The 25,847-nt window shown below is 53.3% G+C and carries 24 protein-coding genes; 21 read left to right on the top strand and 3 right to left on the bottom strand.

Annotated features, from left to right (window positions below; all coding sequences use genetic code 11):
• Positions 1–187 precede the first annotated feature (187 nt).
• Positions 188–547: an iron-sulfur cluster insertion protein ErpA gene (gene erpA / locus PKO01S_RS22520; RefSeq protein WP_127533694.1), complete on the top strand. Its 360-nt coding sequence runs from the start codon at positions 188–190 to the stop codon at positions 545–547.
• A gap of 672 nt (positions 548–1,219) precedes the next feature.
• Here the strand turns inward: erpA and PKO01S_RS22515 are convergent.
• Positions 1,220–1,762, bottom strand: coding sequence for a hypothetical protein (locus PKO01S_RS22515; protein ID WP_127533693.1), 543 nt, complete (start codon positions 1,760–1,762; stop codon positions 1,220–1,222).
• Between the two features lie 182 nt (positions 1,763–1,944).
• Between PKO01S_RS22515 and PKO01S_RS22510 the strand changes: the two genes are divergently transcribed.
• The gene (locus tag PKO01S_RS22510; RefSeq protein WP_127533692.1) at positions 1,945–2,592 is read left to right on the top strand and encodes a hypothetical protein; all 648 of its coding nucleotides are present in this window, start codon (positions 1,945–1,947) and stop codon (positions 2,590–2,592) included.
• A 44-nt stretch (positions 2,593–2,636) separates the two neighbouring features.
• Here the strand turns inward: PKO01S_RS22510 and PKO01S_RS22505 are convergent, their stop codons facing one another.
• Positions 2,637–3,092: a GNAT family N-acetyltransferase gene (locus PKO01S_RS22505; protein WP_246070688.1), complete on the bottom strand. Its 456-nt coding sequence runs from the start codon at positions 3,090–3,092 to the stop codon at positions 2,637–2,639.
• Between the two features lie 137 nt (positions 3,093–3,229).
• Between PKO01S_RS22505 and PKO01S_RS22500 the strand changes: the two genes are divergently transcribed.
• Positions 3,230–4,573: an anti-phage deoxyguanosine triphosphatase gene (locus tag PKO01S_RS22500; protein ID WP_164779711.1), complete on the top strand. Its 1,344-nt coding sequence runs from the start codon at positions 3,230–3,232 to the stop codon at positions 4,571–4,573.
• Between the two features lie 115 nt (positions 4,574–4,688).
• Positions 4,689–5,702, top strand: coding sequence for a serine/threonine protein kinase (locus PKO01S_RS22495; protein ID WP_127533690.1), 1,014 nt, complete (start codon positions 4,689–4,691; stop codon positions 5,700–5,702).
• Here PKO01S_RS22495 and PKO01S_RS22490 read toward each other — a convergent pair.
• Positions 5,699–7,693, bottom strand: coding sequence for a VWA domain-containing protein (locus PKO01S_RS22490; protein WP_281278948.1), 1,995 nt, complete (start codon positions 7,691–7,693; stop codon positions 5,699–5,701). The genes PKO01S_RS22495 and PKO01S_RS22490 overlap by 4 nt on opposite strands.
• A 492-nt stretch (positions 7,694–8,185) precedes the next feature.
• Here PKO01S_RS22490 and PKO01S_RS22485 point away from each other — a divergent pair, with 492 nt between their 5' ends.
• The 17 genes from PKO01S_RS22485 to PKO01S_RS22405 form a co-directional block, all read left to right on the top strand.
• Complete coding sequence (locus tag PKO01S_RS22485; RefSeq protein ID WP_127533688.1) at positions 8,186–10,357, top strand: transcriptional regulator; 2,172 nt, start codon at positions 8,186–8,188, stop codon at positions 10,355–10,357.
• Positions 10,358–10,459: 102 nt separating this feature from the next.
• Positions 10,460–10,888: a membrane-associated protease 1 gene (locus tag PKO01S_RS22480; RefSeq protein WP_127533687.1), complete on the top strand. Its 429-nt coding sequence runs from the start codon at positions 10,460–10,462 to the stop codon at positions 10,886–10,888.
• 128 nt (positions 10,889–11,016) lie between these two features.
• Entirely contained in the window at positions 11,017–11,463 is a 447-nt protein-coding gene (locus tag PKO01S_RS22475; protein ID WP_127533686.1) for a J domain-containing protein, read from the top strand.
• Positions 11,464–11,526: 63 nt separating this feature from the next.
• Positions 11,527–12,135: an FHA domain-containing protein gene (locus tag PKO01S_RS22470; protein ID WP_246070687.1), complete on the top strand. Its 609-nt coding sequence runs from the start codon at positions 11,527–11,529 to the stop codon at positions 12,133–12,135.
• Between the two features lie 16 nt (positions 12,136–12,151).
• Positions 12,152–12,676, top strand: coding sequence for an FHA domain-containing protein (locus tag PKO01S_RS22465; RefSeq protein WP_127533685.1), 525 nt, complete (start codon positions 12,152–12,154; stop codon positions 12,674–12,676).
• Between the two features lie 3 nt (positions 12,677–12,679).
• Positions 12,680–13,552: a PP2C family protein-serine/threonine phosphatase gene (locus PKO01S_RS22460; protein WP_127533684.1), complete on the top strand. Its 873-nt coding sequence runs from the start codon at positions 12,680–12,682 to the stop codon at positions 13,550–13,552.
• Between the two features lie 43 nt (positions 13,553–13,595).
• Complete coding sequence (locus PKO01S_RS22455; protein WP_127533683.1) at positions 13,596–15,257, top strand: serine/threonine protein phosphatase; 1,662 nt, start codon at positions 13,596–13,598, stop codon at positions 15,255–15,257.
• 12 nt (positions 15,258–15,269) lie between these two features.
• On the top strand, positions 15,270–16,580 hold the full coding sequence (locus tag PKO01S_RS22450) for a normocyte-binding protein (protein WP_127533682.1): 1,311 nt from the start codon (positions 15,270–15,272) through the stop codon (positions 16,578–16,580).
• Positions 16,577–17,266 carry an iron-dependent peroxidase gene (locus PKO01S_RS22445; RefSeq protein WP_127533681.1) on the top strand — a complete coding sequence of 230 codons (690 nt, stop codon included), beginning with the start codon at positions 16,577–16,579 and terminating at the stop codon, positions 17,264–17,266. The genes PKO01S_RS22450 and PKO01S_RS22445 overlap by 4 nt, the downstream gene beginning before the upstream one ends.
• A gap of 28 nt (positions 17,267–17,294) precedes the next feature.
• Positions 17,295–19,979, top strand: coding sequence for an Hsp70 family protein (locus tag PKO01S_RS22440; RefSeq protein WP_127533680.1), 2,685 nt, complete (start codon positions 17,295–17,297; stop codon positions 19,977–19,979).
• A gap of 48 nt (positions 19,980–20,027) precedes the next feature.
• Positions 20,028–20,804, top strand: a complete 777-nt coding sequence (locus tag PKO01S_RS22435) for a DNA and RNA helicase (protein WP_127533679.1) — start codon at positions 20,028–20,030, stop codon at positions 20,802–20,804.
• Between the two features lie 79 nt (positions 20,805–20,883).
• Positions 20,884–21,474: a hypothetical protein gene (locus tag PKO01S_RS22430; RefSeq protein WP_127533678.1), complete on the top strand. Its 591-nt coding sequence runs from the start codon at positions 20,884–20,886 to the stop codon at positions 21,472–21,474.
• A 5-nt stretch (positions 21,475–21,479) separates the two neighbouring features.
• Complete coding sequence (locus PKO01S_RS22425) at positions 21,480–22,892, top strand: contractile injection system protein, VgrG/Pvc8 family (protein WP_127533677.1); 1,413 nt, start codon at positions 21,480–21,482, stop codon at positions 22,890–22,892.
• Positions 22,889–23,503 carry a hypothetical protein gene (locus PKO01S_RS22420; protein WP_246070686.1) on the top strand — a complete coding sequence of 205 codons (615 nt, stop codon included), beginning with the start codon at positions 22,889–22,891 and terminating at the stop codon, positions 23,501–23,503. Before PKO01S_RS22425 ends, PKO01S_RS22420 begins: the two co-directional genes overlap by 4 nt.
• Positions 23,500–24,027, top strand: coding sequence for a hypothetical protein (locus PKO01S_RS22415; RefSeq protein ID WP_127533676.1), 528 nt, complete (start codon positions 23,500–23,502; stop codon positions 24,025–24,027). Before PKO01S_RS22420 ends, PKO01S_RS22415 begins: the two co-directional genes overlap by 4 nt.
• A gap of 36 nt (positions 24,028–24,063) precedes the next feature.
• Positions 24,064–24,474, top strand: coding sequence for a DUF4280 domain-containing protein (locus tag PKO01S_RS22410; protein WP_127533675.1), 411 nt, complete (start codon positions 24,064–24,066; stop codon positions 24,472–24,474).
• A gap of 36 nt (positions 24,475–24,510) precedes the next feature.
• On the top strand, positions 24,511–25,847 hold a 1,337-nt coding region (locus tag PKO01S_RS22405; protein WP_281278946.1), incomplete at its 3' end, for a contractile injection system protein, VgrG/Pvc8 family.

Genomic DNA, 25,847 nt, shown 5'->3' with positions numbered 1-25,847 from the left:
CACGGCGGGAGGGCGTCAGATGCACGGCCGTGAGCCTGTTCAGGTGCTTGTACAGGGGCATCATCCCCTTGAGAGGGAGGTACAAACGGAGTATACTGAAAGCATACGATGCGTATTTAACGCAAGTTACCAAGTAAGGAGTGACTTTGAGCTCCGCTCAAAGATCCTGATGTAAGGGGTGATTGCCGTGATTACTGTAACGGAAACGGCTGTCGATAAAATTAAAGAAATGCTCGCATCGGAAGAAATTCCGAACTTGTTCCTGCGCGTAGGCGTAAAGGAAGGCGGCTGCAGCGGCTTCTCGTACGGCATGGGCTTCGACGATGAGCGCCATGACGGCGATCAAGAGCTCGAGTCGAACGGCCTGAAAGTCGTTGTCGACAGCGACAGCATTAAGTATCTCAACGGTCTCGAGATCGACTGGAAAGAGCAAGCGATGGGCGGCGGTTTCACCATCCATAACCCGAACGCGACGGTTACGTGCGGCTGCGGTTCGTCGTTCCGTACGGCGAAGGAAGCAGGCAATCCGGCTGCGGATCCTTGCTAAGATAGGGACAAGAGGGATTTGAGTGTGGGTTGTGAATTACATGAGGTATTTCACAATCCGCAATTAAGGGTTGCGGATAACTGTAAAGCCTCCTGGGCATGTGAAGAGTTTCAGTTCACATACACGAGGAGGTTTTTTTTGTGCTCAAGAAAAAAGAACGAAATAGACCGCTCTGCCAATTCCCTGAAAAATCACTCATACGTTGTATTACTTAATGCGAAAATCAACAAAGCTATTACTAGAATTAGTAAAACTAAAGCAACTACGACAGTCCAAAAGGCTATCTTAGACACTAGCGTTCTGCTTTTACAGAAACCCCAAATCGAGAAGACAATACTCGAAATAGAGAGTCCCGGTATAACAAAGAGTGATATAACATCATCGAATGTAGTTTCATCATCTAGAAACACTAAGTATATATAGGTTATGAGCAGTAAACTTGATAATGAATATAACCCCGCCCAAGCGGTCCAATGAGTTTTTCTCATCCTTACACTCCTTCCCCAACTCCGAAGAGTTCAGTCTTAAATTACGGCACTATAACATGATTTTGAACTCGAATCGCGATTTCTAGGTTGCGGATTACACGATTACCGAACCTCCCAACTGGTAATGTACTTAATACCAGTTGGGAGGTTTTTTTGTGCTTAAAAGAGATATTTGTACGAGAACTCAACTAGACGGGTATTCCCTGTACTTCTTGTTCCATTCCTCAAACCATTCGCTATAGCTTAAGCCGGTTATTTCCTCTTGCGTTAGTCCATCTATAGAATAACTACCGCCTGCCATAACGCCGCTAGTACCGCTCTTGTCGAATGGGGCCGAGGTTCCCCCGATTACTTTCCCTTCTGTAACCATGATATTGACGGATGTTCCCCAATCCCATTTCTTATAGAGGGATGCATATTTTTTCTCCAGCGGAGAGTTTGACACAATAAAAGAGTAGGTCGTGATCGACTTGCCGTAGTAGAGTTCAGGTGCGACCTGTTGGAGCGACCAAATCTCCCTATAAGGAGACGTGGCCATCATCTCCCGGTCTATTGTGAAGGGTTCGCTCTTTCCGTCATAGGAAATGATTTTATATCCTTTTGATTTTACATAATTTTCGGCAACCTCTTCGTCAGCAGTAAGTGAGATCTGCTTTTCATTACTGCAGCCAACGAGAAGAAATAATTCGACGACCATGATTATGATGAATACTGAAGCACGTCTCATTACGAGCCTCCCCAAATAAACGATGTGAACTCTCCTAACAGTTGAAGATTTAGAATTATTGTTGTAATTCCTACATTCTTGATATTCTGTTTTAATTCCTCTTTAGATATATTTCTATTGGACTTAAAATCAATGTAACGCTCCACAAATGTATCGTTCGGAAAGAGGCGAGTATCAACAAGATGACAAGAAGAGCACTATCTTGGATATTTTTATTTATGGCCTGCATGTCGATTACGGCATGCAATGCAGAATCTATAGAAGAGGCCAGCAAGCCTGTCGACTTTAGCGAGCCAAGCGTGGCCAGCAGCCCCTATTCCGATTACGAGACGCTAAGTAACCTTGCAACTAATACTTCGATCAGCGTTGGGATGAGCAAGGAGGAAATAGAGCGGGTTCTAGGGGCTTCTTCGAAGTCGGAGCAATCCGGGAATGTTGGAGAGTATTGGAATACATACGGAAGCGGCTTGGTTGTGAATTTCAAAAATAACATTGCGATGAGTATTTCGGTTGAACGAGCTGCCTATGGTTATGTTACGAAGAAAGGGAATATCGCAATCGGAGATCGGGTTGAAGAAGTGAGGAAACAGTTCGGCCAAGAGTCGATTTTCCTGCAAGGGTTTAACGATTTGATGTATGCCTTGACCGTTAGAGGCGACGAAGTAACGACAATGAAGCTTCCTGTAGAATCATCTGCCGATACAAGCGAACTGATGGACGCCGATATGTACGTGCTCGAGTTTCGAATTGACGACCAGAAGCATGTATCGAAAATATCGCTGGTTGCGAAGGAAGTTTACTTGCAGCCCGATGCAATGGATCATTCATAAGCCTTCGAATGGTATATGTATTCGTTTCAGCCGAACCTGGCGAACTAGACTAGCTGAAGATAATGGCTGTAATGTTCGGAATCCGGTTCCACTGAGAAGCCGAGCGAGCGGTAAAATAAATCGGCAGCGGGGTTGTCCGTTCTCAGTATGAGCAACGGATAATGAAGGCGGGCTTCTGAAATGACCTCTTTCATTAACTGGCGTCCAACTCCGTACCGGCGAGTTTGCGGCGTAACATACAACCGGCGTACGCGGCCTGTCTCGCTCCTATGTTCGTTAGGGTCGCGGTTTAAGCCGCATATGCCGATGATCTCGCCGCCCCGATAAGCGATAAAGAGAGCTTCGCCCGGTTGATCGAAAAGGTTCGTGCCTGCTTCGTAATCGTGGACCAATCGTTGCAGATGGCGGTGTCCTTCACTCAAGCTTTCTTCGACTAGTGATCTTATTAGGTTCGTATCCAACCGATCATTTACTTTGCGGATGATCATGATTTCGCTCACGCAAAATGTCCTCCTTATGAAAGTTTGTTCAAGGCAATAGGAAGGTTCTGGACAGCGGTTATATAATAGATACGGAGAAACTCGTGCTATTGTTTCGATCGTACTTTTACTTACAAGATTGTGGGGGCGTAATGGCATTGATTCTATCGAATAGGTTAGCGAATGCTTTATATTCTGATTCTGATTATGAGCGGATGAGGGTATCGAATCCGGAGAAGGAGAGAAGCTCGTACCGCGATCCGTTCGAACGGGATTACGGGCGGGTCATTCACTCGGCTGCCATCCGGCGGCTGCAGGCGAAGACGCAGGTTATCGGGATTGAAGAAGGCGACTTTCACCGGACGCGGCTGACACATTCACTCGAAGTGTCGCAGATCGCACGGGGGATCGCCGTCTATCTGAACGATACTTGTCCGGTTCTGAGAGACATCGGCGGCGCGATCGACAATTCGTTGGTGGAGACGGGGGCGCTCGCGCATGATCTGGGGCATCCGCCGTTCGGCCATAAGGGCGAGAAGTCGCTGAACAAAATGATGGTGAACGCCGGAGCGGGCGGCTTTGAAGGCAATGCGCAGACGCTTCGCATCTTAACGAAGCTGGAAGGCCACAGCGACGTCGGCTTGAAGCTGGCCCGCGCTACGCTGCTGTCGATAATGAAATATCCGATTCCATTCTCTACCGCGACGAATGAGCGGTTCTATGCGGCGGATGAGAAGAACAAGTTGAAGCCGCCCAAGTCGAATATATATGACGAGGATATAGAAGTTTTCGATCAGTTGATGAGCGTGTATTCGGATGAGGAACGACACTATATGACGGACTATATCCGATGCGAGGGCAATGAAAGCCATCACAAATCGGTCAACAAAACGTTGGAATGCACGATCGTAGAGCTGGCTGACGATATTGCCTACAATACGTATGATGTTCAGGATGGTATGAAGCTGGGATTAATCCGGCTGCGGCAGCTGCAGAACGTCATTGGTGAGATGAAAGACAGCGTGGACGGATTAGCGGCAAAGTCTGCGAACGTGCTGAAGCTAGTTCAGGTGGAAACGGTGGCGGAGCAAGAAACGCTGCGGCAGTTTTTCGCTGATCTCGTCAATTTGTTTATTCGCAGCATTAGTCTGGTTCAGACGAACCCTAGCGAATTTTCTCCACGCTTTCGTTATAAGGCGGAGCTGAGCACGCCGGCCAAGCAATTGCTCGCTGCTCTTAAGGGGCGGCTGGTGGAGCCGAACATTATTTTCTCGCAGCGTGTGCAGACGATGGAGTGGAAGGGCGCTTTCATGGTCGAGAAGCTGTTCGACGCGATGATGAACGACAAGTTGCTGCTCCCGGAGGAGTACCGTACAGGCTGGGCGAATGAGCATGAAGCGCGGCTTGTGTGCGACTATATTGCCGGCATGACCGATTCGTACGCTCTCATGATGTATGCCCGATTGTTCGATGTGAAAGCGGGCAAGCTGTTCGATATATAAGGAATAGACAGGAAGAAAACCTTCTGCACTCTAAACAATAGCCTATCGTTATCCGATTCCATTATTAGCAGATATATGAAAGTCTGATAATGGAACCCGGAGGCTGAGCTTGCACGTGGGGACGAAAGCGAATTGGTTGAAGGATGCATTGCCGAGAAACACGATACTTCATGGGAAGTATAAAATAAGAAAGTTGCTGCATCAAAGCGAGCTATCCATCGTATATGCAGCAATTGATTTAGACAGTGGCGAGATGCGTGCCGTGAAGGAGTTTTATCCAAGAACGGTCGCAAGCCGCAGAAGCGACAGCTTGACGGTCGGATGCATGAGAGCGGAGCTGTCGGCTGCGTATTATAAGCTGCTGGAGCAATTCGAGCGCGAGGCCAAGCTGCTGCAAGAGCTGGACCATCCGAATATCGTGCGGTACGCGGATCATTTCGAAGCCAATGGCACGATATACCTGGTGACGTCGATGCACGTCGGCATGACGTTAAGCCGCAAGGTCGTATCCCGTGCGAACGAGAACGATGGCTGTGGCGGCGGCAGTCTATCAATCGATGAAATGATTCGGATCTTCGAACCCATTCTGGATGCGATGTCCTACCTGCATGAGAAGCGGATCGTCCATCGGGACATTAAGCCGGCCAACATTTGGCTCGAACAGGATGGACGGCCGGTTCTGTTGGATCTTGGTTCAGCGATCCGGTATGACGAGCCTGGACCGCATCCGATCGTGACCACAACGGGCTATTCGCCGATTGAGCTGTATTCGGAACGCTCGAAGCAAGGGCCGGAGGCGGATGTATACAGCTTTGCGGCTACCTTATATTTCGCACTGTCCGGAGGACAGCCTCCCAGCGATGCCGCGAGTCGATTATTCGACGATAAGCGGCCGTCTGTTCGGGCGCATTCACGCGAAGTCAGCCTCTGGATGGACCGTATCATCCGTTGGGGGCTGTCCGTTGAGAGCGGCAAGCGGTTCCGGTCGTTGCGGTGGTTCCGCGCAGCCTTCCGGCTCCAGCGTGCAGCCATGCTCGTAACGCCGCGGCGAAAAAACAAATTGGCAGCATCTTCTCCCAATGTTTCCTCAACTTCTTCAACAAAGAAAAACGCGTCCAGCCTAGGCTAGGACGCGTTTTCTTCTGCGTGGTGAATTCCGGTGCTTGGTTTGATCATTTTATAACGCAGCTCGATCTCCGTGAAGCCATCCTCGAACGTGACATACAGCTTGTCGTTGAAGTTGAGCTCGGCCTTATGGCCGGGTTCAAGCGGTGTTCTGCCGATCGTAACGGTGCACCGTGTACGATGAGTGACGAATAACCGGCCGTTCTTGCCTGGCTCGAATACGATCCGGGCTGCTTCAGGCACTGATTCGTGGACGTGCAAGCTGTTGAACAGCTGCTGCAGCGTTACTTTGGTTTGCCCGAATGCCGTGAGCGGCCAGTACTTGACCGGAATGTCGTTGCCGCTTGCCGTCGCTAGGAAGTAGCCCTCCAATCTCCCCTGGAACGAAGGCTTCGGACGGAACCGCCAATACAGATAGAAGGCAGCAGCCAGGAGAAGAACGGCGAAGATGCCGATTCGAATGATTCGGGTCCAAATCGTCGTCACATGCACGGCGATCTCCATGGAAGCGGACAGCCCCTCCGGATCGGTTGCTTCAATGGATAAGGAATGGCTGCCGGATTGCTGAGGGTCAAGCGTGAGCTGATTTTGCGAAATCGTCGCTTCTACGCCATCATTCGATGCAGAAGTCAGCTTATAGGTTAACGCATCGCCATTCTCATCGTTGAACAAGTCCGATAACGCAAGCGTAAGCTTACCGTCTTCCTTGGATAAGGTAAGGCTCTGGGCGGCCTTAACCGGCTCCGGGCTTCGGTTGACGGCAGTTACCGCACCGCCAGAGTCATGGCGGTAGAAATCTTTGCTGGCCATCTCGACCTTCCACTCGTACGGCCCGGAATGAGGGAATGTATATGGCAGCTCAAAGCGGGTTCCGTCGGCAGCAAGCTTCATCGGCAGCTTCAACGGCTTATTCGTTGCGGAATCCGTGACGATCAAGTTCGCATGAACGCCTTCATACAGTTCCTTATCCGTTATGGGGGCTCCGTCAGGCGTTAGGAACGAGGAATGGAAGGCAACGGGTATGCCTTGAAGAATCGTATCGCCTTCGAACTCGGCTCTGGCTTCCGCTTCATACGTATTCAGCAGATTAACCTTTACCAGATCCCCTTGTTTCCCCCGGAATTTCAGCTTATAGGTACCTTTTGCCGGCTTATCGATCTTAAGCACCGAATAATTGTTGGACAGATTGTAATGGATGTTCGGCGAGTCGTAATAGAGCTGCGCTTCCTGAAGCGGCCGGTCGGACAGAAGGATGACGTTCGCTTCATGAATGCTGTTATTCGGAATCGTAATGTCGACCTCTTGCAAACCGCCGGTGGCGGTCACCGCTGCTACGGATACAAGCTTAGATCTGAACTGCTCGGCGAATATTTGGTTGAAAATGTCGGGCAAATCGTCTGCGCTGTCCGTCAAATACGACTTGCCGCCGGTTTCCTCCGCAATTTGCCCCAGTTGGTTCTTATTGACCGTCCCGTCATGATTCAATCCGATCGTATAGATCGGGTACCCGCCATCCTTCGCCGCTTTCACGGCGCTGCCGATGTCACGCTGCGAATCCGCTTCGGTTCGCCCGGTGTGCAGCGGTCCGAAATCCGTCTCTCCGTCCGATAGCAGAACGACAAAGCGCTGGCCGTCGGATGACTTGCTCATCATGCTCGTGCCCTGGCGAAGCCCTAACCCGAGGTCGGTATAGCCGGTTCTTTGCAGGGCAGCCAGCTGCTTCTTGAGAGAATCCCGTTTCTCTTTGGTCGAGAGAGAAGTGAGCGGCGCCGACGCTACAATTCGGTGATTGTAGGCGATGTAACCGGTACGTGTTTGCTCGGTCTCCGCCAGGTCCATGAACATCTGGATGACCTCTGTGGCTGTGTGATTCGGGTCGGAATCGTTCATAGAGTAGCTGGTATCCAGGACGAATACGGCATCATATGAAACGGTCGTCCTACTCTCGGCGGAATCGGCAGAGGCCAAAGATCCTGCCGACCCAAGCAAGAGCATCGAAAGGAGCACAAATGACTTTTGATAGGCTCGCATAATAGTATTCATCACATTCCTTGTAATGGATAATAGTAAATATAATTACATTTATATAGTGACTATATCATGAATAATATTTAATAAAACTTTAGTATCATATTTTGGGATTATGTAGTAGGTCTATTTTCTATCGGTTTGGGATCCGCAGATAAGGTACAGTTTTCGCTAAGGCCTCCCTTTTTTTGAGGATATTATGTATCAATCGGCATACTTTTCGAGGTTTATTATACAAAAAGCAACAAATGAGTCTAAAGAACCAAAATAAACCAAGGCAAAAATAGTAATTTAAATCTAATTTTATTATATCGTTTGACATTTAAGTTACGAGCTAATTAATATATGACTCACAGCCTATTAGGATAAATTTGTAAGACGGCTATTAGCGCATCATAGGCACTCAGAAGCGCTCAAAAGCACTCATGCGAATGCGAATATGGAAGGGGTCAATGTAACGTGGACATCATTCAACAAACGAACCGTGCCATGCTCTTCGAAGAGATTAATCCGGAGAAGCTCGATCTGATCACCCTCGTCGGCGATGTCAAAGGCATCGACAGCTTGAGCGACGACAAGGTGAAAGAAATTAACCGTCATCTGCTCGTACGCAGCTTCGACGAGTTTCTGGACAAGTTCACGCCGACCGTGTACTCGTTCTATAACGCAGTGAATCAGAAAGTCATGTATACGCTGAAAAAGCCGGAAGGGATTGCCGATGAGGCGATCTCGGAAATCAGAGTCGACCGGAACAATGATTTCCTGAACATGCTCTTCACGCTCATCGATACGAAGAGCAGCCAAGGCATCGCGAATGTCGATTTCCGGTTCGAGAATCTGCTCGACATGATTTCGCCTAAGAAAGTGATGGACGACATTCGTCAGGTGCGCAAGGAGATTCATTACTTGCACGGCCAGTATGAGAAGCTCGAGGAAGGCGATCCGAAGAAGCTTGATCTTGGCGACAAGCTGAATGCGTTGTTCGAGGAAGCAAGCGGCAACTACAACAATGTCATGGCGATGCTTCCGCTTGCGATCGAGGATATCAAAACGCGGTTGCTGCTGGGCGGTTCCCAAGAAGAGAACCAAGCGGAAGCTATTCAAATCGGGATGCTTTCGATCGGCGAGAGCGGCGAGCTCAAAATCATCGAAGCTCCAAAAAATGAGAGCACCGAGCTCATGCTGCTCGACGACAACGGAGCGGCTGAGCTGGCGAACGTATTCGCAGATGACTATGAGTCGCTGACGGGTACGCCATCGGCTTATGTGAAGGATCTGGTCGTTCGTACGTTCTGTCCGCTCCCGGCGGTACAGACCGACGTCAATGTGGAAACCGAGATTCACAACTACAACACGTACCTGGAGTTCTATAAGAACGCAAAGGACGATTTTGTCAAAACGGTTAAGCCGCTCGTCGAGAAGATTCTGGGCGTGAAAATGTTCTTTGATCAATATGCGACGAAGAACAAAGGCATGGCGCCTACGATGCTCATCACGAACAGCCGTCTCGAGATGACGGTCAAGAGCGCGAGCATTCCTCGCCTCGAGACGTACCTCAACACGGTGAACTCGAAGAACGACTTCGCCGATACGATCTGGTTCGGCATTCTGCCGTCGGTGGAGCTCGAAACAGCCGGCAACGTCAAAGTGACGCGCGAACGGTTCAAGGGCAGCGAGAAATCGGTGAAGCAAGAAGGCAACACGATTGAGTCGCTCGCTATGCTCATGGGTGTGATCGAACAGTACCGCATTCAATTGTTCTTCAACTTCGAGACGGGCGAAGACTCGACCTTCAGCAGTATCGCTACAGCGGGCATCGACAAGTTCGTCGACCGTTGTGCGCCGCTGATGCGCAGAACGTACAGCGAATACACGATCCCGTGCATTCCGAACTTCACGATTATTCCGAAAGATAAGTCGGGCGTCATCATTGACAGCCGGATGCTCCAGACGGAGAACGGCGGCGTTCAGCTATCGCAAGAGAAGGAAGACATCCTGAAGCTGTGGATCGAGGGCGTGTACGTCGGTGCGGCGTACGTCGCGGCAGGAATCACGGCTGCGTACCAATGCCCTGAGTATTTGCGCGAGCGCTTCAGAAGCGTAAGCAAGGAATATCCTGGCGTGCGCTTTGATATCGAGGCGGGCGACAACAGCCTGCGTGCCGTAACGACGATGGCGAAGGAAATCAGCGGCTTCACGAATTCGATCAAGGATGCGATCAACCGCAAAAACTTCGGCTTTGTCTTCTCCTCGGAGAACGCGCAGCTGCAAGACAAAGACATTCGCCGCATTACCGTGTACAAAGCGAGAAGTCTGGCAGCCTCGGAGAGCGGATTCGACTCCGTTTATAAGACGCATGTCAGTGCCTATATCGAGCGCCTGCTTCGTTTCCAGACGGGCGACTTCAAGCATGAGAATATCGTCAAATTTTTCAGCAACAATCCAAGCAGCCAGAAGAGCAAGTGGCTTGCTACCCGAGGCTTCGTGAACTCTATCATTCAAGATGGCGACGACATGGCGTTCGTAATCGACGAGAAGAACAATGTATGCCAGATCGATCTCGTATACAACGGCAATGTGAAAAATCTCGAAGTCGTCATTACGAAGGGCAGTGTGCCGGTTAAGGCATAACTACCGGCACACTGATTTGCGGTGATAAGGGCGTCCCCTTGCTGCCGCAAGGGCCGTCCCTTCACATATATGATTTATTCATTCTTAAGGAGGAAATGGAGTATGGGTTTCAAGTTGAGAGTTGAAGGTGCAGAGGTTATCGAGCTTGGATTGGACAACATCAAAACCGTGAAGTATGAAATGGATACGCCGGACGATTCCAACGCAAGATCGACGGATGTAGGCGTAACGCTTCGCATCTCGGGCAAAATCATCACGTCGACGGACGGCGATTCTGCCGACGATACGAGAAAGCTCGCCCTGTGGTCGCTGGTTCCAGCTGAGAAAGCAGACTGCTACCGCAAAGTATCGCTGGAAGTTATTGCGGCTGACCAAGTCGTGCGTAAAATCTCGTTCCCGAATGCGTTCGTAGTCGATTACACCGAGAGCTTCGGCGATACGGAAGGCGTAGGCGAATTCAACCTGTACATTAAACAGAAGAAAGACAAAACGGAGTTCGCGCAAGTCGACGGCGGCTACCCGGTTTCCTAGGAAACGGGCAGCACCATCGATCAACGAAGCAGGCTTTCGGCCTTAATGGCATTCCGTTATGCGCGGTCTCAAGCGCGCATAACGGAAGAAAGCCTTATTGCTATTTTACCACACCGGAGATGAAAAAGATGAATGCTTATGAATGTTTAGGGGTAAGCGCGAACGCGACGGACCAACAACTGAAGCAGGCCTATCGCACAATGGCGAAGGAGCATCATCCGGATGCGAATGGCGGAAGCCGTGAGGCGGAGCTGCGCTTTAAGCAAATCCAGCAAGCTTACGAGACGCTGCGCGATCCGGAGCGAAGAAGGGCTTATGATGCCAAGCTGCAAGGCGAGGCGTCTGGCGCAGGCTCCGGAGCGGGCAAGGTCCCGGGCAGCAATGGGGCGCCTCGGGCATCCAGCGGTACGGGGACGTTCGACCCCGGCCGTATGTCGGCGAAGTTCGAACAGTTTTTCGGATTCGATCCGAAGGGCAACCGCCCGCCGCAGGCAAGCGGGAAGGAAGGGGCCCGCAATCCGCTGGACACGACCGATCTGTTCGAACGTTATTTCGGCGGCCGGAAGAAAAAGTGATACGGACGGCGGCATTAACCCGCCGCGTTGCAGATAGAGAATTGTGTGAAGGAGGCGGCAATAATGAACAGCTCCCAGCAGGCCGGGGGCGGCAGCGGCTTGAAGCGGCGGTCCGTCGCACTCATCGCGGTAGACCTGATGACAGCGTTAGTCGCTGGCGAAGCGCTCTTTTACGCCTATCGAATCAATACAGACCGGAATGTGCAGATCCTCACGGGCGTTGCGGCGGCCGTTACGGTTGCCGTGTACGTGCGGAAATGGTGGAAGCGGTCAGACCGGCAAGGCGTGGTTCGGCCGAATAAGCCGGCGGCGCGGCCTCCGGGCAAGAAAGAGGTTATTACGAAGCTCGTTCTGCTCGATGAAGAAGGCGAGCGGATTAAGGAATGGCTGCTGCAAGGCGAGACCTCCTTGCTGATCGGCAAGAGTTCATCCAAGCAGGAGATCGACATCGATCTGGCAGATACCGAATATGCTTCGCTCGTCAGCAGCCAGCACGCAGTGCTTAATTACGCGAATGGCAGTTGGTTTATAGAAGATTTGGACTCACGCAACGGCATTGGCATACGCGAGGCAGGCCGAGGCTCTGCACAGCGGCTGGAGCAGGAAATGCCCCATCCCGTTGGCGTTGGCGACATGATCTACATTGCAAATACGAGATTGCTACTCAAATAGATGGGGGATTCGAACAATGAGTTTGACCAGATGCCACAACGGGCACATGTTTAGCACAAGAAAGCACGGCAACGTATGCCCGTATTGCAACGTTTCGGTAGAGCCTCCTGCCGTTAAGCTGGATAAGCGTCCCGCCGCTTCGCCGCAAGAGGAGGACAAAACGATGCCTTACATCGGGGAGACAAGGGGAGTCGATCCGGTCACCGGTTGGCTCGTTTGTATCGAAGGCCCGCAGTTGGGCCAAGATTACCGGATCATGTCGGAGAAAAATTTTATCGGACGAGCCGAAGAGATGCATGTCCGAATTATAGGGGACAATTCGGTGTCCCGCCGCAACCACGCGGTGATCGTCTACGACCCGAAGAAGCGGAACTTTTATTTGCTGCCGGGCGATGCTTCGGGCTTGGCCTACCATAACAATGAAGCGGTGTACTCGCCGGTTGAACTGGCGGCTTACGACGTCCTTCAGCTCGGCCGAAGCAAGTTTTTATTTATCCCGCTGTGCGGTGTCCATTTCGAATGGGATCACAATGCGGTGTAAGCCATGATTAATATATTGGCTAGTGACGCATGGAGCAGCCCGTACATCATTATGCTGGCATTCGCGGCGGCTATTACGCTGCTTATCGCCATTCGTATGCAAGTCAGGGGGACGGCTGGCATAGAGGAGCATGCGAGTCATCCCAAGGTTTGTATCGGCAACGGGCAAACGATCGGCGCGCGGAGCGAGCAGGATGATTATTTTGCCAGTGCGGAAACGCCGGTCGGCACGATGGCGGTTCTTGCAGACGGTATTAGCGGCCTGGATTACGGACGGATATCGAGCATGACGGCAGTCTCGACATTCATGAAACGATTTATGGCGATGGAGCCGGGAGACGACATTCCAACGTTCCTTGAGACTACGGCCAAGCAGGCGAACCGCGACATTATGCAGGAGCTGGAAGGGGCGCGCGGAGGCACGACGCTCGTAACCGCCATCATCGACGGCGATAGCCTGTATTGGGGGGCGGTAGGAGACAGTGTACTCGTCATTTACCGCGACGGCACCTTCTTGCCCGTGAACCGGAAGCATACGGTCGAGGTGCTGCTCGCCAATCGCGTGCTTGCTGGCGAGATTACGAAGGAGAAGGCGATGGAAGACCCGCAGCGCCATCAGTTGATTAATTATTTGGGCTACGATCGGTTCGAGAACATCGATATCGGGGAGACGCCTTTCCAGCTGCGCCGCGGCGACAAAGTGCTTCTCATGAGTGACGGCGTCTATAATGCGCTGACGGAGATTGAGCTGGAAGATATTTTGAACGACAGCGCTGCGCCGGACGAAGCGGCCGAGCAGATGATCGAGCGAATCGAGAATAAACGAATCCGGCATCAGGATAATGCGACGGTTATCATAATGGAGCCTGCGGTGTAACGGCAGCAATCGCGGATGAAGGAGACGGAATACGGAGGTACGGATGCGTAAGGAAAATAGCGAATGGAACACAGCCTTCGTATCGGAAGCGGGAACGTTTCTGGACAACCGGGACTACTTCGCTTTTGTCGAGCTTGACGATATGGCATGCTGGATCGCGGTCGACGGGATCGATTCGGATACGGAGCTGAGCAGCGCGCAGATGGTTGTGCAATGCATTCTCGAAAGCTTCTCCGAGAAGCCGACGATGTCGCCCAAGAAGCTGAAGGAATATGTATTGGAAGCGCATGAATGGCTCCAGTACGAGAGCCGCCGCGTTCGGCTGAAGGCGAGCCTCGCCATGGTCGTCAGCGATTATACGCGCATGAGATGGATAACGGTCGGCAACGCCCGGCTGTATCATTACCGCGGCGGAAGGCTGTTGACGAGAAGCAAGGACCAGAGCCTGGCGCAGAAGCTGGTTGACGAAGGGCGCATTGCGCCGGGGGCAGCCGATTATCATGAGGAAAGACATAATTTGCTTCAGTATATGGGTTCTCCGTCCGACATTTCTCCATTCATTTCGAAACGTACGGAGCTCGCAAGCGGCGATGTGCTGCTGCTCTGTACGCACGGGCTATGGGAGCTTGTCGACGAAGCGGAGATGCTCGATTCGATGCATGAGGAGAAGGACCCTGCCGCATTCGCCGACCGGCTGGAGGACGTGGCGCTTAGCAAGCAGCGTACGGTTGTACCGAATTATACGGCCGCGGCTGTTTTTGTCGAGAAGCCGTTCCAGGAAGAGAAGAAAGACCGGAAGAAGATCGTGAAGTGGATTCTCGTCTCGATGATTCCGCTCCTTATCAGCGTCAGCATGCTTGTGTATTTCAAAGGGCGTGCGGCAGCACGCACAGCGGAGACAGCTCAGCTGATGCTGCAAAGCGGCAAGGAAGGAGACGCGTTCGCGGAGGATGAGAATTACGCGGAGGCGCTCAAGTCTTACAGCGAGGCACGCGCAGCCGCTAATAAAGTGAGGGACCGCGCTCATGCGCTCCTCTTCAGCAAGAAGCTGAAGATCGCTCAAATGGTCGTTCAGGCGGACGGCTATATGAAGGACGGCAATTACGTGAAGGCGGCCGAACAGTACAAGAAAGCGAAGGGCGATGCGGCAGGGGATGACCACTACGATCCGGCAGAGCTGGATAAGCGTGCCGCTTCGGCTGAAGCGTACGCGAACGTGCAGGACACGATCAAACAGGCCGACTTGCTTGCAGAGGGACAGCAGTATAAGGAAGCGGCCGCGGTATACGTAAAGGCAAGGAAAGCAGCGACCGAAGCTTCCTACCCTGGCGGCGGGAAAGAGATCACAGAGAAGCTTGATGCTGCGAATGCTCAAATCGCGGCTATCGAGAAGGACAAGAAGAAGCTGCTCGGCGAGTTGAAGGAGCAGAAGGCGGACCGGTATTTTACGCAAGGCGATTATGAGGCTGCCTACGATAAATATGCCGAAGCGCAGGAGATGTACCAGGGAATCGATATGCTGGATAAAGTGCTGGCAATGGAACGGAAAATGGCCAAAGCGGACGAGAAGCTGCATCCGCCGGTGCCGACAACGCCGGCAACGCCTGCAACAGACACAGGCAGCGGAGCGGGAATGAATGCAGGCTCCGGCAATAGCAGCGGCGGAAATCGCGGAACAGGCAGCGAGCTTGCCGCCGACGAGTAGGGGGGATGGTTCATGAAGGAGCTCGTGCGCGACCGGCTCAGCGCAATGACGGATTTGGAGCAGCGAAGGCTGCTCAAAGGTATCGTAAGCGAGCTGTTTCTGCAGTTGGCGGATCATCAGGAAGATAGGCTGCGGCGCGTAGAGCAGCGCGTATTCGATGAGCTTGAGGATATGGGCGAAAGTCATGATGTGTATGTGTGCGCCAGCGCTAGAGCGGATATCGATCCGGTTCACGATTTTTTGTATCCGATGATACCCGGCGATGAGCATGAGCCCGCCTATGATTTGACGGCGATCGTCCATGCGGTCAAGCGGCGGGAGCCCGTGACGCTGCTGCGCATGTTCATGGCGTGCGACTATTTGCAATTGAAGCAGCTATACGCAAGCGGCCGAACGTTCCGGGGCGAGCTTGTCACGACAGCCGGCACCATCGGCATTACGGCGAAGCTTGAGCCTTGCGGCGACTATGTCGGCGAGATCGAGCGGCTGTACCGCATCTTCTTGCGGAATGGCTTGCCTTGGAGAACGGTGTACCACCCGTATGCTTACAAATTCGCGAACGTCGTGTTGGTCGGCAGCGACCGGCTGCCGGAAGAAGGCGCGGAAGTGCTTGCGCTAACGGTTGATTGCGAAGAGTATGAGCCGTACAAGAAGCCGGATGTCGTCCCGCTGTGGAATATCGAACGAATCGCCATGAAGAACAGCGGGTTTCCGGTGCCTGCAAGAGACCGGGTTCATTATGAGCATGTGCTGTCGCTGCGCAAGACGGGGGAGGAGAACGGCTATCTCGTCGATGCGAGCGAAGGGGATGTGCGGTACGTGAAACGGTCGGCCGACGAGCTGACGATCGTGACGCCGCGCGAGAAGTCGGGCGTATGGCAAGTGCTGAAGCTGGCCAGGCCGAAGCCGCAGCGGATCAACGTGACGGCGTATCCGATTCATTCGAATCGGCGGACGAACGATTTTATCGGGCGGTTCGCCCGGCGCCAGCCGCTTGTCGTCCGGGCTAAGGGCGAGTTGATCCGGATCGCCCGTTCGCTGGCGGATGCGGAGGGCATCGAGCTGGCGGATGCCGCCGTTGTCAATCGGGAAGCCGCGGTGTCGCAGACTTATGCGATGAATCCGTTTATCGACGATCAGGTGCGGACGGTATCCGATAAGAAGGTGATGCGCTTGACGTTCCGTCCATGCGAATCCGGCGAGGACGGGCGCGTGAAGGCGGCAAGCCTCAGCCCTTTTGTCCGTTATGACCTGATGAGCTTTATCGTATCCGAGATCCAGATGTATTTTCCTGAATACGAATGTGAAGGAGCATGGGCTTGAACTACATATGGGATCTGTTAATCCGTTCGGTTCAAGCCGGGTTAAGCAAGCAGGATATTCGGTTCGTTCCGGCCCGTTCGTATTCGCCGTATATGGAGCTCAGCTTGGAGCATCTCAATGCGTCGGGGGCGGAGACGGTCGTCGAGGTCAATCCTTATTACAGGTTCGAGCCGATCTTCCGGTCGCTGCTCGATCCGAATGTAGAGGAGTACGATGAGCTGCGTCATCAGTTGTTCGATCTGGTCATGCACCAGCTCGGCAGCATCGATCTGATGCAGGGGATGTCCCGCCAGGAATATTACGTCCAGTTCCTTCTTCGGGATATCGAAGAGGGGGCATTCGGCGTACGGGTTCGAGACGGCATCACCAAGTTCAACCGGGAAGAGCGCGATGCCATAGCGGCTAATCTGCTGGGGTTGTATCAGACGGGCGAGGCGCTCTATTGGATGAAGCAAACGATGCGAAGCCTATTCAAGCGGTCGACGATATATGCGATTTGCGAGGAGAAGGACGAGCTGATTCTATATGTCGGGCAAGAGGAAACGCCAGCCTCCAGAGCCAAGGTGGAGCTGATTCTGGACCTGTTCCTGCCGGTCCGGTTCCGGACGGAGCTGTACTGGAGCCGGCACTTCGGCATTCTTGGCGTCGAGGATACGATGCGTCTGGATGCGATGGCGCTCTACTGATTGAGGACAGGCAGAGGAGAGGAATCCGATGGATAGGGATGGTCGCGGTTATTCCTATAAATTATACAAAAGCGCGACGGAGCGGACGGAGGCGGCATACGGGGCTGCCCGCTACTCGCGCAGCCAGCTGGAGGAGATGACGACTTACCAGCTGCGCGGCATTTGCACGAGAGAAAAGCTGATCGACGGCATCGTCCATTCCCTCGACCGGGAGGAGCTTATCCGCACGGTGCTCAAGTTCCGCAACGCGGAAGAGAGCCTGCTGATCCGGGAGAAGGCGGAAGGCGGCTTCGAGCGGGTGGCCGCTGCGCTTCGGTCTTACTTAAGCACGCCCGTCCGGACGCTGGAGGCGATCCGGGTTCCGGCCGTCATTACGCTGTACGAAGGGATGCGGACGGACAGCCGCGACGGCTATGGCATCGAAGCGCCGACCGACGCGCCGTTCGCGGAATCCAACGTCCTGCTCGTCGATGGCAACGGGGAGCTGTGCGGCATATTGAATGCGGTGAAGGAAGGCTCCCGGCCAGGCCAATTCGTCTTGTACGCCGACCCGGAGGCCGAGATCAAGCGGACATCGAACCGGAGCCACAGCCTGCTGTTCTTCCGCAAGCGGGATTCGGATTACTTGTATCGCACGTACTATGAGCGTTATCCGCAGCCGCCGGTTCATCTGCATTACGGTAAGATCCCGGTGACGGAGCTGGATATCCGCAAGCTGGAAGAGACGAACGCGGTGCTGACGATCGACTTCGGCACCTCGAATACGGCGGCAGGCGCCTATCTGGATGCGGCATACGTCGCCGCGCCGGACCGCCGCGGCATTAGCGCCGGCACGATTCGGCCGGGCGGCGTCAACTGCGTGATGTTCCCGAACGCCGAGGGAGAGGAACAGCCGTGGATCGAGATGTCGCCGACGGTAGCCGCCGTAGCCGATTGCTCGGACTCTTCCGAGGTTCGATACGCTTTCGGCCAAGAAGCGCTTGCGCTGGCGAAGCGGGCCGGATACGCCGGACATACGACCGTGTTCCGGAATATGAAGCGTTGGGTGAACGGCTACGACAAGCTGGAGGAAGTGACGGATCCGCAGGGCAATGCGGCGACCGTGAACCGACGCGAGGTGCTTCGCGCTTATCTGCTCGATGTCATACGCACGGCGGAGCACCAGTTCAAATGCCGGTTCCGGCATCTGCATATGACGAGTCCGGTGAAGCTGAAGCGGCAGTTCCTCGATATGTTCGCCGATCTGTTGCCGGAATATCGGATCGAGACGAAGCATGCGCTCGACGAAGGGACGGCCGTCCTGTATAACACGATCGCGAATCAGCTGGAGCGCGGCGGGCTGGAGGACGGCGCGGACTATGAGGCGCTCGTCATCGACTGCGGCGGCGGGACGACCGACGTGTCATCGTGCGTGTTCCGCGTCGAGGACAACGCCGTTGCTTACAAGATTGATATTCGCACCTCGTACGAGAACGGCGATACGAACTTCGGGGGAAGCAATCTGACCTACCGGATTTTGCAATATATGAAAATCGTCTTCGCCGAGCACTACATGCGGGGGAACCGCCGGGAGCGGACGGATATCGATGCGCTGATCGACATTCCGGCGACGGACCTGTTCCGCCATGTCGACGATCATGGCGTCGCCGACGTCTACTCGGAATTGGAACGCCGATACGCGGAAGCGGAGGCCATTCTGCCGACGAGGTACAAGGAATACGAGACGAGCATGAGGGATGACTACCGGCGCGTACGCGGCAATTACCACTTCCTCTGGGAGCTGGCGGAGCGGCTGAAGACGGAATTCTTCCGCCGGACGGCTATGCTGCGCGGCAGCTTCGCGACGGATGAGGAGAGCGGGCTTATCGACGGCGAGATGCGAATCGCGGCGGCTGACCGCTGGTTCCTGGCTGTGCGCGATCAAGAGCGGCTGGTCGACCGGGAGGATTGCCCGAAGGCCGTGTTCACGATTCGGGAGATGACCCAGCTTGTCCGCGCGGATATCTATGACGTCGTAAGGCGGTTTCTTGACGAGCTGTACCAGGACGGGCGGCTTCAGCGCTATTCCGTCATCAAGCTGACGGGTCAATCATGCCGGATCGATGTCTTCCGCGAGGCGCTCAAAGAATTCGTGCCGGGCAAGAGCATCGAATTCCGGCAGAAGGCCGAGGAGGCCAGCCGCGCGCCGGAGCTGAAGCTCGCTTGCTTGCGCGGCGCGATCCGGTATTTGACCGCCTGCCAAGCGGGCTTTATCGAGGCGAACGTAACGAACGAGGCAGCGGCAGTGCCGTATGCGATTACCGCGTTCACGCATAACGGTCGCGAACGAACGCTTATGTCGAGCCTGGAGCGGACCGGCGGAACGCACGGTACAATATCCCGCCCGATCGGCGCGACGGATGTCGAGTTCCATGTGAAGGGGATCGACGGCGCGCAGCGCTTGACGTATGTGTACGGGAACCGCGCCGAGTCTTACAAGCCGGTCCTATACGAGGACATCGCGGCTGCCTATGGCGCAGTCATCCCGCAGGACGAGACGGACTCCATCGCCAACGGCGAAGCGAAGTTCTTCGTCTCGGCGGGCAACAGCCGCTGGGGCTTCGAGGTCGTGCCCGTAGCCCGACTCGGCGGCCAGCTGCAGCTGGGCAAGAAGCGGTTCTTCGCGTTCGAGAAGGACGCTTCGGAGCTGGATTTCTTTGACGGGATGAAGTAGACGCAGCCGAATGGCTTACGAGACAAGCTGCAGGAGGGAGGGGATAGCATGTTTCTGGATCAGTTTCCAAGCTTTCAACGAGGCCGCATCCTGAAGACGGAGATGCTGGAGAGTCTGCGGGATTATCCGCGTCGCCTTACGAGTCTCTTATGGGCGGAATACTCGGACGGCATCGTCGCCGGGGTTGAAATTCGGACCGACGGCAGTGAACTCGTGATTTCGCGCGGCGTCGTGAAGTGGGGAGAGCGGCTGTATGCATTGGACGAGGACGTACGCGTTCCGTATGAGGCGAACGGCCGGGAGACGATCGTCAAGCTGCGCTTCCATGAACCGGTAACACGCAGTGATATCGAGTTTCATGAGACAAGCATCGTACTGGATGCGGATGTGAGTAGTCGGAACGATGAACTGGAGCTTGCGCGATTCAAGCTGAAGGAGGGAGCGCGGCTGCGGCTTGACTATACCAGCTTTGACGATTTGGCGACGGAGTACAACACGCTTAACCTGATTCATCGGCCGCACGCCGGCCGGGGCCGTCCTGCACTCTCTCCGGCTATTACGCGTTATTTTGCGGCCGAACTGCTGAAGACGGGCACGAGCGATTCGTACGACATTTCATTCGCAATGCTATGCCTGAACGAATCGGCCATCGATAGAGAGCTGATTGAGTTATACATAGTCAACCGGCTGCGCACGGATCGCAAGCCGCAGGACAACGCTCATCTGCACCGCTTGCTCTGCCGCATTCTGGACGAAGCGGGCGCCGGCGGCCGCACGCGAACGGATTTTCGCGCAGGGGGAGCTCGGCGGGTGTTGGTAGATTGAGAGAATGGTAGTGCCCGCATCATGATAGCGGGCAGTTGTTATATTCGGACCCAAGAAGAGTCGGAGGGGGCAGTTCAGAATGAAATATTCGGACGAAAGCATCGTAGAAATTTTGAATGAAGCCGAGAAGCTGCAATCGATTGAACATCTCGGGGAGAAGCCGATCCGGATTGGCGGAAGATATTATGAATTTGTTCGAAAAGCATTTTTAGATGACAAGGTGCTGCTCTGGCTGCCAGACGATTTCGAGGATATGTCCGAGCAAGCCCGCAAAGTGAAATATCCTTATGAGGAGCGGCCCGAAATCATTAAGTCGGATGAACGAGGCGCCATTGCTTTCACTCTGAATGTAATCGATCAAGAGCTGGAGGATGATTGGATTCAAGAGTTAGTAGAAGGTACAAAGGCCGCTTTCAAAAATATGAATCCCGGGCATCTCTTCTATTCGGAAGGCGTCGATGAGGTACACGGCAAGAAGGTTGGCTATCTCGAATTCAAAAGCCCAGGAATGGACGGCTTTCTGTATCAGATTATGTACTTCTTCGAATACGAGGGCCGAACTGGAATGGGAACATTCAGTTGTCCTTATAAGGAATATGCAGATTGGAAGGAAGTCGCTTTCCGAATCATCCGCGATCTGGTCGTTATTCAGGAGAAGGAAGGAGAATAATCCGTATGAATAAAGCCGTGCTCACGAGTGCAGATATCATCGTTTCACCGTTCCAATTTGAGAGCATTGTCGAGTTGAGCGTTATTCGAGAGATGAATGAACATGTACGGTTCTCGATAAGCGGCATTGTAGCGGAGGATAAGCTGGATCGCTATGTCGAGCAAGAGGAGGAGAATAGCGAAATTGAGGTGCGCATCCGAAATGGCACACAGCGTGAAATCAACCTGTTTCATGGCATTGTAACCAAATTGACGATCGATGCGCATCGTAATGTGCGGCGCATGACAATTGAAGCGCAGAGCGCAACCATGCTGATGGATATTGTCAAAGAGTCGCGTTCCTATCAGAACACAAGCAGATCCTATCATCAATTAATTCAGAACATTGCCGGGTCATACTCGGGTGCCGATGTTGTAGATCATGCGACGAACCGAGGCAGCATTGGCAGCTTGATTGTCCAATATCAGGAGACGGACTGGCAATTCGTGAAGAGACTTGCCTCTCATTTTCATGCAGCACTGGTTCCCGTCGCTTCGCAGAGCGGCGTGAAATTTTATGTCGGCGTCCCGGATCTGGGCGAACCCTATAATCTGAACGAATTCAACTACTCCATCATCAAAAACTTGCGGGAATATATGCAGAAGACGGCCGGAGAAGGGCAGCAGCTTCATGAGGATCAGATCATCAGTTACGAGGTGACAAGCGGAACCTTCCTGGAGCTATGCCAAGCGGTATCTTTCCGAAAACGAATGCTATATGTGTACCGTGCGGAGACAACGATTGAGAATGGACTGCTCATGACTCGCTATGTGCTGAGGGACAAGCATGGTATGGGATGCAAGACGTTATACCCCTTTGCGCTTGCCGGTGCTTCGTTGTTCGGCAAAGTAAGCGCCATCTCCAAAGACAAAGTGCAGCTTAAACTTGACATCGACCATGGCGAATCCGACGGTTCGATCTGGTTTCCTTACTCCACGGTGTATTCTTCCCCAGACGGATCGGGCTGGTATTGCATGCCGGAAGTTGGCGACGAGGTCCGGTTATATTTTCCGAATGAACATGAGAAAGACGCTTTCGCCGCCAGCTCCGTTGATGCCGAAAGCGCAGACACAACAAAACGCAGCGACCCATCGGTCAAGAGCATTGGCACAAAGCACGGCAAACAAATTGTATTTCAGCCCGGTGCGATCGAGATTATCGGCAACGGCCAGCTCATGATGCGGCTGACGGATGACGGCGGAATTGAGATTAAGAGCGATAAGAAGATTACGCTTGAGGCTCAAGAGGATATTGATATCAGCGGGGGCACAAATGTGATTATTCAAGGCGCCGAAGGCGTAAATATCATCCAGCAAGGCGCTCAATTGACGATTGCAGATGAAGTGAATCTACTAGGGACGAAGGTTAACCTCTCATGAATGCAGTCATGGACAGGCAGGACGCGCTGGATGACTTTGTCGAACGATTTGTCTTGTTTCAATGGGTACTGGATTTACCGAACATCGAAGCGGAATACATCCGTCGGCAAGCCGAGATAGATGCTGCTTTTCTTGCTTCGTTCGACGAGGCGTGCAGGCAAGCCGTCAGGCATCAGCAAGAGGGGCGGAAGGGAGAAGCCGCTTATTTGTATATTTCCTTGCTGCGTACGCAGGTGATGGAATGGAAGGCCGGGTACCGGATTGAAGTATATGACGGGAACTGGTTCATGGATCGCGAGGACTGCTCGACGATATGGGAAGCCGACTTCATCTTCCAGCCGTTGTTCGACCGCATGGAAGGGTTGAAGGAGCAGTTGGGGCAGTACGCGCGGAAAGTGACCGTGATGGATATCGAGCAGTTGATGCAGCTTGAGCTGGTTAGCTATCATGCGTGGGCGGTCGAGCTGTTGAAGGAGATGGTTCCGCGCCTGCTTCCGAGCAGCGAATGGTATAACCGGATGGAGCGTTCTCATGCTTTTAAAATACTTGCAGGCGAATATCGGGATGCATGCGAGCTCGTATACGACGCACAAGGAGCGGACGAGGCATGATGGACTATTTTCGATTACGCCAGGACGAGCGTTATGCGGATGTGCCGATGCTGTGCGACATCCGGCAGCAATTAGATGTACGGGACATTTGCCCGAAGCGGGCTCATCATATTATGGATTCGCTCATGTTCTATGTGGACGCAAGCAAGGACACTGCCTATCCCGATGTGCTGGATCAGCAACTCTTCCTCGTGTCGGACAAGCTGAAACCGCTGATCGAGCTGTATGCACCTGATACGATCTTCAAGGCTGCTCCACTCGTCGATTTGGTACACGAGCAGCAAAACAACTACTATCTGCCCATCTTCGAGGAAGTCGAGGCGCTGGGATCAGGAACGGAATATTACAACGATCAACGAACGGTGAAGAAGCCGATACTGCAGGCCGATCGACTTGGCAACAGGCGGATATTCGGCGTCAAGGAAAGCGAAATACCATTCATCGTTGTACGTCTGGATGCGGCCGAAAGCATGCTGCGCCGGGATTTTACCGGTCTAAAGCTAGAACGGCTGGCAGTTGAATAGCGGGATAACTGTGTGAATGAGGAGGTCGAGGCAACGATGCCGGACGAACAGTATTACATCGTCAGAGGGGCGCAAATGCGATGCTGCTGCGGAGACAATCTGGTCGGCACGCATCCGAGAAAAATCAATTTGCCGGTTAGCCATGGCGCGTATGTGAAGGGCAAGCCGATGATGAACGAGGATGATTGCAAGCCAGACAATATTCCGTCCTTCGGCATATGCATGGGCTCTAACCAGACCAGCACGGAGGTCATTTATTTAATTTCCGAGGACGGATCGCAGACGCTGTCCGGTCCGCCGTGCATTCCGAAAATATTACAAAAATGGTCCAATGCCAAACAGACGATGCTGGTTGACGGCAAGCCGGCGCTTCAGGCAGAGTCCAGCCTATATTGCGTGAATAATGGGAAAATTCGATTTTTTACGACCGGCCAAGATGAGCAGTAACAATCATCCCGTGTATGGATGAGGAGGGGAAAAACGTTGATCGATGTCGGACAACTGCATGTCCAATCGCCATATAAGATTCAACGAATCGAGGATATACGATTCGAGTGGAAACCGAACGAGCATGGACGGATGAGGCTTCGCGGCCTTGTAGCCGACACGGATAACATCAGCAGCACGGTTCACGCAACGGCCGATGACCAGATCACGCTGTGGGCCAAGACCGAAGCGCATGAGAAAATATTGTTCAAGGGCGTCATTGCATCCGTGCAAACGACGAGCCGTAATCGTGTCTACACGATCGAATTGGAGGCAACCAGCAGTACCATACTGTTAGATCGAACGCTTCACAACCGGTCGTTCCAGGACTCGGGAATGAGCTACGAATCAGTGATCAGACATATCCTTACGCCCTATCGCAGCAGCGACGTACTGATGAGCATCGGGGAACAGGACGCAATCGGTACGCCGGTCTATCAGTACGGAGAGACGGATTGGGCGTTCATGAAGCGGCTTGCCAGTCAGTTAAACGGTGTAATATACAGCGATGTATATGAATCGAAGCCTAGGTTATACGTTGGAATGCCGGAGGGCCGCCATTACACCATTCCGAATGAAACGCCGTACAGAGCCAGTAAAAATATGAAAGCCTATCGTCAAGCGATAATGAGCGGGGAGAACCTGCCTGCATCCGAGTTTTTCAGCTATGAGATCGAAACGGGCGAAATGTATGCGATCGGTGACCGAGTCACCTTTCGCCATAAACAGCTTGTTGTCAGCGAGGTCAGTGCTCGAATGGTCGGGGGACTGCTGCGCTTTACCTATCTTCTGTCACGAGAAGAGGGCGTTAGGAGCGAGCCGCTCTATAACAATAAACTAACTGGCCTGTCGCTGAGTGGTAAAGTATTAGCGGTCAAGGGAGAGCTGGTGCAGCTGCATCTGGATATCGACAAGGAGCAGTCCATCGCGAAGGCGAACTGGTACCCGTTCGCCCCGCCGACTGGGAACGTGATGTACTGTATGCCGCAGGTTGGCACACATGCGAGCTTGTATCTGCCAGATGCAACTGGCGAGAAAGCAATGGTGATTAGCAGCGTGCGCCACAACGGCGGAGAGTGCGCCAAGACAGGTGATCCCAATAACCGGTACTTCGGAACCGAGCATGGCAGCGAACTGGAATTAACGCCGTCGGCGATCAACCTGAGCGGCGGGGGACAATCGCCGCTGAAGGTAACGATTGACGATGCGACAGGTGTCCGAATTACGAGCCCAACCCGACTGACACTGGAAGCCATGCAGGATATCTCGCTGTTTACGCCGAAGAAAGTTAATATTTTGGCCCAGAATCTGCTTGTCGTGAAGAAGCAGAATGC

Source organism: Paenibacillus kobensis NBRC 15729, assembly GCF_004000825.1.
GTDB lineage: Bacteria > Bacillota > Bacilli > Paenibacillales > Paenibacillaceae > Paenibacillus_T > Paenibacillus_T kobensis.
This window is presented reverse-complemented; position numbering and strand designations above follow the sequence as displayed.